17 protein-coding genes and 3 pseudogenes are annotated in these 11,871 nt (G+C 39.9%); 18 read left to right on the top strand and 2 right to left on the bottom strand.

Annotated features, from left to right (window positions below):
• The first annotated feature begins 178 nt into the window (after positions 1-178).
• The 17 genes and pseudogenes from D908_RS04290 to D908_RS04330 all read left to right on the top strand — a co-directional run bounded on the left by D908_RS04290 (position 179) and on the right by D908_RS04330 (position 10,213).
• Positions 179-736 (top strand): hypothetical protein, encoded by a 558-nt coding sequence (locus D908_RS04290; protein WP_005526341.1) that lies wholly within the window; start codon positions 179-181, stop codon positions 734-736.
• Between the two features lie 249 nt (positions 737-985).
• Positions 986-1,162 (top strand): annotated as a pseudogene (locus tag D908_RS23035) (DUF645 family protein); the annotation flags it as partial.
• The gene (locus D908_RS23030; RefSeq protein WP_302848778.1) at positions 1,152-1,265 is read left to right on the top strand and encodes a Tfp pilus assembly protein; all 114 of its coding nucleotides are present in this window, start codon (positions 1,152-1,154) and stop codon (positions 1,263-1,265) included. The pseudogene D908_RS23035 and the gene D908_RS23030, both read left to right, overlap by 11 nt.
• Positions 1,266-1,881: 616 nt before the next feature.
• Positions 1,882-2,433 (top strand): ADP-ribosyltransferase, encoded by a 552-nt coding sequence (locus tag D908_RS04295; RefSeq protein WP_005526339.1) that lies wholly within the window; start codon positions 1,882-1,884, stop codon positions 2,431-2,433.
• A gap of 160 nt (positions 2,434-2,593) precedes the next feature.
• A complete protein-coding gene (locus D908_RS04300; protein ID WP_000093325.1) occupies positions 2,594-3,109 on the top strand; it encodes a hypothetical protein in 516 nt (171 codons plus the stop codon).
• A 233-nt stretch (positions 3,110-3,342) separates the two neighbouring features.
• Positions 3,343-3,621 carry a hypothetical protein gene (locus D908_RS04305; RefSeq protein ID WP_005526334.1) on the top strand — a complete coding sequence of 93 codons (279 nt, stop codon included), beginning with the start codon at positions 3,343-3,345 and terminating at the stop codon, positions 3,619-3,621.
• 269 nt (positions 3,622-3,890) lie between these two features.
• Positions 3,891-5,108, top strand: coding sequence for a DUF4145 domain-containing protein (locus D908_RS20185; RefSeq protein WP_005526332.1), 1,218 nt, complete (start codon positions 3,891-3,893; stop codon positions 5,106-5,108).
• Between the two features lie 316 nt (positions 5,109-5,424).
• Positions 5,425-5,598 (top strand): DUF645 family protein, encoded by a 174-nt coding sequence (locus D908_RS20655; RefSeq protein WP_230611335.1) that lies wholly within the window; start codon positions 5,425-5,427, stop codon positions 5,596-5,598.
• 317 nt (positions 5,599-5,915) lie between these two features.
• Entirely contained in the window at positions 5,916-6,038 is a 123-nt protein-coding gene (locus D908_RS22650; protein ID WP_005526326.1) for a DUF645 family protein, read from the top strand.
• Entirely contained in the window at positions 6,004-6,120 is a 117-nt protein-coding gene (locus tag D908_RS22645) for a Tfp pilus assembly protein (protein WP_082321030.1), read from the top strand. Before D908_RS22650 ends, D908_RS22645 begins: the two co-directional genes overlap by 35 nt.
• A 248-nt stretch (positions 6,121-6,368) precedes the next feature.
• A complete protein-coding gene (locus D908_RS0119810) occupies positions 6,369-6,782 on the top strand; it encodes a GNAT family N-acetyltransferase (RefSeq protein WP_315972154.1) in 414 nt (137 codons plus the stop codon).
• A gap of 294 nt (positions 6,783-7,076) precedes the next feature.
• Positions 7,077-7,193, top strand: a pseudogene (locus D908_RS23025) (DUF645 family protein); the annotation flags it as partial.
• On the top strand, positions 7,192-7,299 hold the full coding sequence (locus D908_RS22635; RefSeq protein ID WP_235047379.1) for a Tfp pilus assembly protein: 108 nt from the start codon (positions 7,192-7,194) through the stop codon (positions 7,297-7,299). The pseudogene D908_RS23025 and the gene D908_RS22635, both read left to right, overlap by 2 nt.
• Positions 7,300-7,458: 159 nt before the next feature.
• Positions 7,459-8,580 (top strand): DUF3800 domain-containing protein, encoded by a 1,122-nt coding sequence (locus D908_RS04315; protein WP_235047378.1) that lies wholly within the window; start codon positions 7,459-7,461, stop codon positions 8,578-8,580.
• A gap of 132 nt (positions 8,581-8,712) precedes the next feature.
• A complete protein-coding gene (locus D908_RS04320) occupies positions 8,713-9,012 on the top strand; it encodes a hypothetical protein (protein ID WP_005526314.1) in 300 nt (99 codons plus the stop codon).
• 179 nt (positions 9,013-9,191) lie between these two features.
• Entirely contained in the window at positions 9,192-9,581 is a 390-nt protein-coding gene (locus tag D908_RS04325; protein WP_005526312.1) for a hypothetical protein, read from the top strand.
• 167 nt (positions 9,582-9,748) lie between these two features.
• Entirely contained in the window at positions 9,749-10,213 is a 465-nt protein-coding gene (locus D908_RS04330; RefSeq protein WP_005526311.1) for an ASCH domain-containing protein, read from the top strand.
• A gap of 318 nt (positions 10,214-10,531) precedes the next feature.
• Here the strand turns inward: D908_RS04330 and D908_RS04335 are convergent, their stop codons facing one another.
• Entirely contained in the window at positions 10,532-11,101 is a 570-nt protein-coding gene (locus D908_RS04335; protein ID WP_005526309.1) for a hypothetical protein, read from the bottom strand.
• 9 nt (positions 11,102-11,110) lie between these two features.
• Positions 11,111-11,587 carry a DUF1196 family protein gene (locus D908_RS22410; protein WP_005526308.1) on the bottom strand — a complete coding sequence of 159 codons (477 nt, stop codon included), beginning with the start codon at positions 11,585-11,587 and terminating at the stop codon, positions 11,111-11,113.
• Between the two features lie 180 nt (positions 11,588-11,767).
• Here D908_RS22410 and D908_RS23285 point away from each other — a divergent pair.
• Positions 11,768-11,871 (top strand): annotated as a pseudogene (locus D908_RS23285) (DUF3709 domain-containing protein); the annotation flags it as partial.

Below are 11,871 nucleotides of genomic sequence, written 5' to 3'. Positions count from 1 at the left end.
TTGAGTTGGTTCAAATGTAAAGTGTTGAAGCTTAAGCATAACAAACGCCTCAAGAGGGACTGTCAACGCGAGGCGTTTCCAGTCCCATTGAGCCGCGGTGGTTACAGTTGTGGTGATTGAGTTTTGTGGTAATGCGTTGTCAGCCCCTTAGGCGGGCGTTATACAAACGGAGTTAGCTATGAGTCTGGATGACTTGGGACTTGAAACGTTGCCACTTCAAAGTGAGCTGATTGAGTCTGTTTTATCCTCATTTATGCATGAAGAAAATGTGGTTGCAGGTGTTTTACTTGGTTCACTTGCAGCAGGTACTGGCGATAGAGTTTCCGACGCGGATGTTCTTATCTTTACTCAAAACAACTTTCATAATGACTCTAATCGCTGCTTTCAGACATTCGAATCGGGAAAAGAGATTTTCTATTGTTTAAGTGGGGCTCACAACGAAAATGCTTATTTCAGAAAGTACATTTTTGGTGACCTGACAAGTGCTGAAATTCATTGCCTAGATTTAAGTGAGCCTTTTGAGATATCAAAACCATTTAAAGTGCTGTTTGATAAAACAGGAATGGTTGAAAGTCGATTAACCGACATTCCTGCGCCGAAGCACGAAGATTTCCCAACTTATGTTCATGGTGACAAAGGTTTGATTTGGGAGCTTTTCGATTGCATCAAATGGCTAAGTCGAGATAACAATCAACTGGCTAAAAACTATTTAAAAAAGCTATCAGAAAAACTGTGAATGTTTGTATAACAAACGCCTCAAGAGGGACTGTCAACGCGTGGCGTTTCCAGTTCCATTGAGCCGCGGTGGTTGCAGTTGTTGTGTTTGAGCCTGGTGTTAATGCGTTGCCAGCCCCTTAGGCGGGCGTTAGCTTCTTAAAGGCTAGAATCATCAAAATCTAAGTTCATTTGTTGTGAAAAACCAGCTTTTAGCGTTCAAGTTTCACAACTTGGCTTTCGAATTTGTCGGATGCTGAATTAGTAGAAAGTGTTGAATGTTCAGCCAGTTTCAAAGTTGCAGAAAGCCATCAAGCCTCGACGCTTCAAAGTTGTTGGATGTTCCACACGGAAAGTTTGGTTTCACAAAAGGGTGCATCTCGCTGTAATCTTGCTTTCTTTGTCGCGGACTCTTAACCGTGGCCAACTTAGCCTAGATCGTTTTAAGTTTTGGCAGCCAACTTCACAACTTTTGGCGTTGGACGTGTGTTTGTGTGATGCCTCTGCGTAAAATGGCTTTCAAGCAAATGTGTTTAAAAAATCATTGTTAAACAATAGGCTACGAAGCTAACAAACGCCTCAAGAGGGACTGTCAACGCGCGGCGTTTCCAGTCCCAATGAGCCGCAGTGGTTTCGGTTGTTGTGATTAAGTTTAGTGTTATGCGTTGCCAGCCCCTTAGGCGGGCGTTAGTTTGCAAAGTAATAAAAGGCTAGTCCGGTTACTGGGCTTTGCACCTGTTGGTTTGCCAACATCACGAACTTTCCGGTGGCACTATAAGGGAAGTGTTCGCGGTGGGGCCGTCGTTTACTGGTTCTAACTTTTTCGTCATCGTTTTTTTGGTGCGGTTTCTTTTCTTTGCGGCTAAGTTGCTCCCATTTCCCCTTGTCGCACTTAGCCAAGTCCGTTTTGTTGGTTGGGTTAGAAACTCTGGCGTTTAAGTTTTACATTTGGGTTCAAAGCCAGTAGTTTTTACCAATTCAGCGCGTTGGGGAAATGGAGCTGCGCGAGGCAAGCAAACTAACAAACAATTTAAGAGGGATTCCCAACGCTTGGCATTTTTGCTTCTACTTCAATTTTAGTGGTTACGGCATAATGCTTTAGGTTAGGTGGTCGCGTTGCTCACCCCTTAATTGGGCGTTATGTTGTAATTGGTACAATTGGAAGTAATGAGTAAGAGTTTAAAAAATTTCTTAAAGGTCGCAGTATATGACCAGTTTTGGAGTGTTGTAATACTGAATCACTCAAAAGTTCAAAAAGAAGTACTCCTATCTAGAGATGAGGCAGTGGCTCTCTATGCATATACAGTTTGTTACCCGCCAATGTATAGAGAAATCAATGCAGCATTAAGAGAGGGTAGACTAAATAATTTTTTAATCAAACTTGTCGACTCTGCTCTAAACAAACTTCCTATTTATAGTGAGAGGGTTGTTTATCGCTGGTCTGTGCCAACATTAGATGAACAAGGTAAACTGGCAGCTAACGAAGTAGTAATCGACGGGGCTTATTTAAGCACACTGAAAGTTCCAAATGAACTTACTATGGTAGAGCATGATTGTATGCTAATTAAAATTACGCACCTAAACGGTAGAGATATATCCTTGTACTCGGACGATTATTCTCCTGACATTCAGGAAGTGCTAATTCCACGTGGTTCATCGTTTATATCAGCGAATATCCAAGACACTCAATTTGATCTTACGATCGAACAGGTGGCTTAAAGTGTGTGCTTTAAGCTACAACATAACAAACTGTTTAAGAGTGATTCGCAACGCGTGGCATTTTCACTATGCGTTGCGTTTAGTGTTTAAGGTGGTATGCGGCGGCATCGGTATTGCGTTGCTCACACCTTAACAGGGCGTTATGTGATAAGGCGGCAATTTGAGTTCGGATAAACCTATTAGAGTTGTGGTAGAAACAGTATCTAGAGTGGAAAGCGATTGGGTTACAATCCTATCGGCCTTACTTGTTCCTATTCTGACTATCATTGGTATCTATGTTGCGTACCAACAATATGTAATTAATAGACAGAGGTTGAACCATGAAACCTATGAGAGAAGATTAGCAGTTTACAAGGCCGTTCAGTTACACCTTTCTAAGACGGTTCAAATGGGTAGAACTACTTATCAAGATGCTTTGAAGTTTAACTCTGAGGCATCAGAGGCTGCCTTTTTATTCGATTCTGAAATTTCTGACCTTATTTCAAAAATATACAAACAATCGATATCAATGGCTTCTTATAATGAAAAACTGTATCCAAGTGGTGGAGGTCAAGGCCTTCCTATTGGAGATAAGCGAAATGAAGTTGCTGAAAAAGAGTCAGAGTTGCTTCAATGGCATATGGATACTTTATCTGAGCTAAAATCGATTTTTCACCCACATATGAAAATCACATAACAAACGCCTCAAGAGGGACTGTCAACGCGTGGCGTTTCCAGTCCCATTGAGCCGCGGTGGTTGCAGTTGTTGTGTTTGAGTTTAGTGGTAATGCGTTGCCAGCCCCTTAGGCGGGCGTTAGCCATTAATCTGTACTTTGAATGGTTGGAATCAAAATAAAAATCTAGTAAGTTCTTCATAAGAATTAGTAGAAATATGAACAATTTCGGAATTGATAAAATTTGGAATGGTTGATGAAAATTAAAACTTTATTTATTTCAATTGTTGTTTTATTGACGTTTAGGCTTTTTTATGTCGTGGATACACTAGAGAATATTATTACATTTAGCTATGTTTGGTTCGCTGGTGTTGGTATATTTTTAATTACTTTTTTGCGGGATAAAAACTGGGTGGTAATATTGCTTGGTGCGTATGCAGATAATCCGATAGCAATTTTCCTCTATCGTTTCTTTTCCATCATTATAATGATCGTCATCCAAGTAGTAATTTCGAATGATAAGAATTTCCCATAGGCAGGGAGTCTTGATGTTTCTTATAAACGTTTCTGAGGTATTTCTTTTTCCTAGTTAAATGGCTTTTGTAAAGAAGCATGAGTTGCCAAAAATTCATGGCTAACAAACGCCTCAAGAGGGACTGTCAACGCACGGCGTTTCCAGTCCCAATGAGCCGCGGTGGTTGCAGTTGTTGTGTTTGAGTTTTGTGTTATGCGTTGCCAGCCCCTTAGGCGGGCGTTAAGTTTCTATTGAGCCTAGTTGGTGTAATTATTGGAGTATATGTCCATATGGACGATTTTTTCAAAACCAAAGTTGGATTTACAGTCGGTTTGTTGGCTGCAATATTTGCAATTAAGCCCTTGATAGACGCAAATCAAGACTTTGGATTTATAATTGCAAATATCGAAATAACGGTTGAACAAGCGTATCTGTTTTCTACTGCATTATTGGGTTTAGCAGTCTATTTTATATCTCTTCAATTTGCATCTTCCAAGCATGTATCTGTTCTCGATAAACTTAGTAATTTTTGCTATTCAGCCGCACTAATAGTTCCAATTTTGTTCTTGGTGCTTTGGGCTGCTTCCAAATTAATCCCTGTGATTTCAAAGTATTCGCATGCCATTCCTGAATATGTAATAGGGGTAATCTTGGGTGTTGCTTCCTCGATTTTGGGTAGCGTAATTTCTAACGTACTTTTTAAAGGTATTCGAGATAAGTTCCAGTCGGCACAGCGTGCCGAAGAACAAAAGCAAGAGGTTGAAATGCTCAAGCGGGCAAAGGAATTGTATGACTCTGGTATGTACGACCTGTCCGTCTTGGATGCAAGTAAGGTTATTGAGTCGACCATCAGGAGAATGTTGGCTGACAGAGGAGTAGATTCCGCAAAAGTTAATATGCATAAACTAATTGAGCAATCAAAAGAAGCCAAGTTATTGCCAGAAAAGTATGCTCAACTATTACATGAGATCCGAGTAAAAAGAAATCAGTCTGTTCACCTGGAAGATGCAGTAACGGAAAACGATGCAAAAAGAGTGCTTTCATTGAGTCAAGAGTTGCTATTGAAGCTTGATCTACGAGAGGGGACCACAGGAACATCTGCGTTCACTTGGTTGTCAAAAAATCAATCAAATGTGCTAAGTATATTTAAGTCGAGAGATATTAAGAAAAGTTACAAGCCATTGGCGCAGTTAAAGCAAGCTTGGTTGAACAGAGATGGTGCAGTCTGGATTGAACTTGGTGTATTTTTTGAGTCGGCACTTACTTATGTTCCTGAGGCGATTGTGACGCATTTTGCTGAAGATGCCGAATATTTTGAAAGTTGGTTGCAACAAGCCGAAGCTCAGCTATTCACAGACTTTTTAGGCAACGTGCAAAGACTACAAGAAAGTAAAAAATTAATGCTACAGTCTATGCGAAATGTAAAAAGCAGCGATTCAAAAGAAAATAAAGTTATCGATGAGATAATTGATATGTTAGTGAACGCAAAAATTCATACTGTGCAGTAGAAACTTAACAAAGCATTTAAGAGTGATTCCCAACGCTTGGCATTTTTGGTGTCATCGTTGGGTTTTGTGTTTACGGTGGTATGGTTTAGTTTCGTGGTAGCGTTGCTCACACCTTAATGCGGCGTTAGTTTCTCTCGGGAAAATTCAGCATTTAGCATTCAAGCTGCACAATTTGGCGTTTGGGGTTTTCTTGATGCTAATTTGCTAAAAAGCGTTGAAAGTTCTGTAGTTTCACAATCGCTGATAACCAACAAGCTTCGATTGCTCAATGTTGTCGGATGTTCAACACGGATAGTTTGGTTTCCCAAATAGCTGCATCATCGCTGAAATTGTGCTTTCTTTGTCGCGGACTTTTAACCGTGGCCAACTTAACCTTGATCGTTTTGAGGTTTGGCAGCCAACTTCACAGCTTTTGGCTCTGGACGTGTGTTTGTGTGATGCTTTGCGTAAAATGACTTTCAAGCAAATGTGTTTAAAAAATCATTGTTAAACAATAGGCTACGAAACTAACAAACGCCTCAAGCGGGACTGTCAACGCGTGGCGTTTCCAGTCCCATTGAGCCGCGGTGGTTGCAGTTGTTGTGTTTGAGTTTAGTGGTATGCGTTGCCAGCCCCTTAGGCGGGCGTTAGCTTCTTAAAGGCTAGAATCATCAAAATCTAAGCTCATTTGTTGTGAAAATTCAGCTTTAAGCGTTCAAGTAGAACTATTTGGCTTTTTAGTTTTGTCTGATGCTGATTTGGTAGAAAGTGTTGAATGTTCAGCAGTTTCAAAGTTGCAGAAAGCCATCAAACCTCGATGCTTCAAAGTTGTTGGATGTTCCACACGGAAAGTTTTGTTTCACAAAAGGCTGCATCATCGCTGTGATCTGGTTTTCTTTGTCGTGGACTCTTAACCGTGGCCAACTTAGCCTTGATCGTTTTGAGTTTTGAAAGCCAACTTCACAGCTTTTGGCGTTGGACGTGTGTTTGTGTGATGCTTTTGCGTAAAATGCCTTTCACGAAAATGTGTTAAAAAATCATTGTTAAACAATAGGCTACGAAGCTAACAAACGCCTCAAGAGGGACTGTCAACGCGAGGCGTTTCCAGTCCCATTGAGCCGAAGTGGTTACGGTTGTAGTGTTTGAGTTTGGTGGTAATGCGTTGTCAGCCCCTTAGGCGGGCGTTATGCCCAAAGTATTTTAGGTCGGAGTATGTCAATAGAATCTATCGTGGAAACCACGTGGTCTGAGATATTGAAATTGTAAGCAGAAGTCTATCATTTGATTGAACCAGAGAGCCTAGAAGTATTGAGGGATAAGTGGTTAAGATCGCCAAGTAGCTGCTTTACCTACCGAGATGATGAACAATTAATGGGGTATTTATTAGCGCATTCTTGGAATAGCAGAACGCCTCCGAAATTGTTCGATAAATTACCGAAAGGGACAGAAGGCCCAATTTTATTTCTCCACGATTTAGCGGTATCGAATCACACGTATGGCAAAGGTATTGGCTCAAAAATGATTGAGCATTTAGTGAATATTGCGACAGCCTCAGGTTACAAAGAAATCTTGCTAGTTTCTGTTCAGAATTCGATGCAATTCTGGCAAAAACAGGGCTTTACAAGTGTGGATCAAGAAGTATGTAACAGTTATGGTGATAGTGCGCAGTTGATGAAGCGAGTACTTTTGGCATAACAAACGCCTCAAGAGGGACTGTCAACGCATGGCGTTTCCAGTCCCAATGAACTGCGGTGGTTACGGTTGTTGTGTTTAAGTTTAGTGTTATGCGTTGCCAGCCCCTTAGGCGGGCGTTAGTTTCTATCTAGAAAAAATCATCAAAAGCTCAGATTCAATGCCCTGAAAAATCAGCTTTAAGCGTTCAAGTCGCACTATTTGGCTTTTGAGTTTTGCCTGATGTTGATTTGGTAGAAAGTGTTGAAAGTTCAGCTATTTCAAAGTCGCTGAAAACCAACAAGCCTCGAAGCTTCAATGTTGTCGGATGTTCAACACGGCCAGTTTAGTTTCACAAAGGGCTTCATCACCGCTGAAATCATGCTTTCTTTGTCGCGGACTCTTAATCGTGGCCAACTTAACCTAGACCGTTTTGCTTTTTGGTCGCCAACTTCACAGCTTTTGGCGTTGGACGTGTGTTTGCGTGATGCTTTTACGTAAAATGGTTTTCAAGAAAATGTGTTTAAAAAGTGATTGCTAAACAATAGGCTAAGAAACTAACAAACGCCTCAAGAGGGACTGTCAACGCGCGGCGTTTCCAGTCCCATTGAGCCGCAGTGGTTAAGGTTGCTGTGTTTGAGTTTAGTGGTAGTGCGTTGCCAGCCCCTTAGGCGGGCGTTATATGCTTAGGGAGGTCGTTGTGGGAATTGATGTAAATGAAATGAGAACACCTTTCATCAGGATGCATCAACTAAGAAATGTTGATGAAAAATATACCTTTTTTTATGATGAAAGTAATAACTTTAGAAAAGTCTATTTAAAAACAGGCGGCTTTAATATAAGCAAACAAGATAACTTTGTTTTATCTGGTATTGTAGTTAATGATATCGTAGAAGATATTGATCTTGGTAGTTTAAGGGAAGATCTTAAACTTCAGAAAAATGTAAAAGAAATAAAAACAAAGCATATTGGTAGTGGTAATTTTCTTGATTTTTTGAATGAGGAGAAAGTAGGGGTATTCCTCGACTGGCTTGAACAGCAAGAATTATACATCCACTATTTTAATTTAAATGTTAACTATTGGGCTATTGTTGACATCATAGACTCCTTAATAGATGAAATCGGTGATAACTCGTTATTTAGCTATCACATGATGTTAAAAAGTGATTTGTACAAAGTGGCAATGAACGAAAAGGATGCATTCTTTGACATGATGAGAGCTTTCGAATATCCCAATATAAGAGAAGAGAATATTACAAACTTTGTCGTCTGGCTTCGAAGTTTCATTAAGTTAAACTCGTATGTTTTGGAAAGTAAGCGAAAAGATTTGTTATTGTCATTGTTTCAAAACGAGACGCTCCTAAAAAAACTTTTCTTTGTTATGGATAATGAGACAAACGTATTAATTAATAATTTTCTTCCGTTCTATGTCAGAACTCTTTATATATTTAAAAACTCTAGACACATTTTTGATGATGAGAAGTCAATAGAAAAAATCATGCATACTTTCCCGTTGTATGACAACGGAGAAGAGTTAAATAATCATTTGTTTATCAATTCAATAAACTGCAATGCAGTTCAAATTTCTGATCTTATCTCTGGTTTGTTGGGAAAGTATTTTACGTTTATAAATGAACTTGATATTTGTGATATGAAAACAGTTAAAAATGCATTAAATCAGAGACAGTTGAATAACTTAAGCCTACTTAAAAAAGTTATAGACCGCTCTGATGATCATAGTAATGCTTTCTTTAATTCAGTAATCAGCGAAGATGAGTACATAAAAAATGATTATATGTTGCACTCAATAAAACGCATATAACAAACTGTTTAAGAGTGATTCGCAACGCATGGCACTTTTATTATGCGTTGCGTTTAGTGTTTAAGGTGGATGCAGGAGCTTCGGTATTGCGTTGCTCACACCTTAACAGGGCGTTATGTGGAATAGAGAAGAATGAACAAAACTCTAAAAATTATATTAGTGTTAAGCATGTTTATTATGATCCAAATCGTTGGGTCAGTTGGATACTTTAAAGTTCAAACACAGGAATTGTGCATAAAGGTTAGTGATATAATAGTAAATAATGGCTCACTAGAACAAATAAACAGCGAAGCAGCCAATTATCAGTTTGAACCAGCAGGGAACGGTATAAGTCAGGTTCTATTTTTTAAGCTTTATACTATCCCTGGTTTATGTATTGTTACCATAAATAATGGAAAACCTATTAATGCTAAATATAGCAGCTCCACATAACAAGCAATTTAAGAGGGATTCACAACGCTTGGCATTTTTACTTCTACTTCAAATTTAGTGTTTATGGCACAATGCTTTGAGTTGGGTGGTAGCGTTGTTCACCCCTTAATTGGGCGTTAGGGCTCATGGCGAGTTAGCTCTAAAATTAAGTTTGTCGTTTGAACGAAGGATTAAGTTAGATGTTTGAATCAATTAGCCCTGATGGAAAGCACGTAGCAACTTATCGGTCGGGCGGAGAAATGTGGATGAGTGGTCCTGAATGGGGTTATCTATCAATAGATAATAATGAAGAGATAAAGGGAGCTACACAAGATATTTTATGGTCTTCAGATAGTCAGTACATTGTGTTTGTAAAGCTGGTAATTGATGAAGTCCCTAATGGAAAAGGTACTGAGGGTATGAGCTTTAGGGTTGCAGTTGTTAGGCTCAGTGATTTCAAGATACGATATTGCTTAGGAAATAATAAGCTGGCAGAACTAAAGCTAAAAAGTTGTTGTTTAGATGAGATCAGTGTCTTGGTTAATGGGCAGTCTAAATTGATAAAACTAGCTTCGATTTATTGGAACTAGAAGATGAATCCAAGCGCCCTAACAAACGCTTTAAGACGGATTCGCAACGCGTGGCGTTTGTGGTTTGCGGTTAATTTAGTGTTTTAGGTATTATGCGGATGCATCGTATTGCGTTGCTCACCACTTAAGCGGGCGTTATATTTTTAATCAATTTTCGAGTCAAAATCATGGATGAAAGAAGTAGAGTTTATCTGGAACAATATCTGAACTCTTTACCTGATGAAGTCGCTTCCAAGTACACTTCGTTCAGCTCAGACTATTTCTGTGCAGATGAACGCAATGCAAATATCTGTGCCGAGTTAATCCTTCGTGGTGAAAAACGTGCATCATGCAGCTTAGACTATTGGTACAGCGAAAAAGGCGAGCCAATGCCAGTTGTTGGACACCTTCAAGTGGTAACAAATTGGGATGGCGTACCGATTTGTATTATAGAAATGACGTCTGTAACCAAGCAAAAATACAGCGAAGTAACACCTGAGTTCGCGGCTTTAGAAGGCGAGGGTGACAAGACTCTAGCTTGGTGGCGGGAGGCGCATTGGAACTTCTTCTCGAGAGAGTGCGTAGAGCTAGGAATATCACCGTCGGAAGATATGCTGCTGGTTCTAGAACAGTTCAAAGTGGTGTACAAATAAAAATATAACAATGCGTTCAAGTGGGACTTGGCACGCGTGGTATTTTCAGTTTGCGTTGAGTTTGGTGGTTACGGTACTGTGCGGTAGCTTTTGTAGTGCGTGCCTGCGCCCCTTAACGCGGCGTTATGTGTTCATGGCGAACGGGCAACGTCTTTCTTTGTGTTACCTGAAAATCACCTATTTTGTGTAATTCGACGAGATATCGGGTCACTTAGCTGCTCTTTGTACTTATCTGGTAACTCACCCATTGTAGAAGTGAGTTACCAACAAAAATGTGATTGTTTTTTCCTTAAAGTGCCTGTCCCGCTTAATTACTATTCACTTTACTTTGTATACATACGTTACTGACTTACCAAAAAAGTTCTCACCGCCTCCGACACGAATGTGATCCCCCTTTTTTATTCCTGATTGTTCAAATTTCCATGTTTTCATCAAAAAAGAAGAGCTAGAGCCACCTTTTTGAATCACCTCAATTAAGATCCCCCTGCTACCTTTATAGTCAAAGGACTCAACTTTGTAGGTGTTTTCATAAGAGTCTGATGGCAATAGCATGGCCAACCAAGCACTATAAGAAATACTCGTATATGATAGAAATGCACTAAAGAATGACAATAGTAAAAATGCTTTTACTGCCTCTATCTTTTTCTTATCTTTTTTATCTTTTTCAAACCTCATAAAAAATGGGGATTTTCTGTCTGTCCCGTAACATTTAAAGAAAAGTAAGTAATTACTTAAACTCAATAATAAAGGGAATACAGCCAGCCACCTAATCGAGCTAGAAAATGATGTATGTTGATAAGGGATTCTCATTCCAAACCAAATAACGTACATCCATAGCAATATGAAAAAGAAAGCCCATAGTAGGGCTTTCTCTTGACTACGTTTCATTTAACCTCTCTATCTGTCATATATATAGAGCAGCTCATTACCAGTCTGCTGATTGTTTTCAAAGTGATACAGGTATGAGTTGCTAGATGGAGTATCTACAATAATCACCCTAACCTTAGGTTTAACCCAAGTGTCATATGCAAAGTGCCCAGCAAAACCACCCACAGCTCCGCCAATACGTATGCTTAACCCAAATGTATAAGGTGCGAAGAAGGTACCTACTGCAACACCAGCCTTAGTCCCACCGGCAGTAAAAGCAGCGTCTCCAGCTATATTAGTAGCCGATGATACAACAGCAGCTGCAGTATTGTTTGGATTTTTCTCATACACTTTCATTATATATGAACCTTCCTCCACAACGGTTACAGCCGTGCCAAACTGAAACACACACATAACAAACGCCTCAAGAGGGACTGTCAACGCGCGGCGTTTCCAGTTCCAATGGGCTGCGGTGGTTTCGGTTGTTGTATTTGAGTTTAGTGGCATGCGTTGCCAGCCCCTTAGGCGGGCGTTATGCTTAATCCATAAAAATCAGTAGGTTGTGTTTGTCGATTTCTTTGGCATTTCGTTCAGGTTTTGTCGGCAATTCAATATTGTTTTTCGCTGTCTAATGAAACGGCAATGCATCTGGCGCTGTAAATTCTGAGTGATTGCCTCATTGGTTTTTTGAGTCTGCGCGAGGTTAGCATTGTTGGCTCAAGTCGCTTTGAGCAGTCTGGTGCCTTTACTTATGGGCTTAAAGTCTGTCAGCAATTGAGCATTGTTTTGCG

The sequence above is a fragment of the Vibrio mimicus CAIM 602 genome, assembly GCF_000338875.1.
GTDB classification, from domain to species: Bacteria; Pseudomonadota; Gammaproteobacteria; order Enterobacterales; family Vibrionaceae; genus Vibrio; species Vibrio mimicus.
The sequence above is the reverse complement of the archived record's forward strand: the minus strand, read 5'-3'. Positions and strand labels throughout refer to the sequence as shown.

Bases quoted from the DNA above. Each gene is read 5' to 3' on its own strand.
- D908_RS04325 (WP_005526312.1), top strand. From the start codon at position 9,192: ATGTTTGAATCAATTAGCCCTGATGGAAAGCACGTAGCAACTTATCGG.
- D908_RS04295 (WP_005526339.1), top strand. From the start codon at position 1,882: ATGAGTAAGAGTTTAAAAAATTTCTTAAAGGTCGCAGTATATGACCAG.
- D908_RS22410 (WP_005526308.1), bottom strand. From the start codon at position 11,587: ATGCCACTAAACTCAAATACAACAACCGAAACCACCGCAGCCCATTGG.
- D908_RS04320 (WP_005526314.1), top strand. From the start codon at position 8,713: ATGAACAAAACTCTAAAAATTATATTAGTGTTAAGCATGTTTATTATG.
- D908_RS04330 (WP_005526311.1), top strand. From the start codon at position 9,749: ATGGATGAAAGAAGTAGAGTTTATCTGGAACAATATCTGAACTCTTTA.
- D908_RS04335 (WP_005526309.1), bottom strand. From the start codon at position 11,101: ATGAAACGTAGTCAAGAGAAAGCCCTACTATGGGCTTTCTTTTTCATA.
- D908_RS04290 (WP_005526341.1), top strand. From the start codon at position 179: ATGAGTCTGGATGACTTGGGACTTGAAACGTTGCCACTTCAAAGTGAG.
- D908_RS20185 (WP_005526332.1), top strand. From the start codon at position 3,891: ATGGACGATTTTTTCAAAACCAAAGTTGGATTTACAGTCGGTTTGTTG.
- D908_RS04305 (WP_005526334.1), top strand. From the start codon at position 3,343: ATGAAAATTAAAACTTTATTTATTTCAATTGTTGTTTTATTGACGTTT.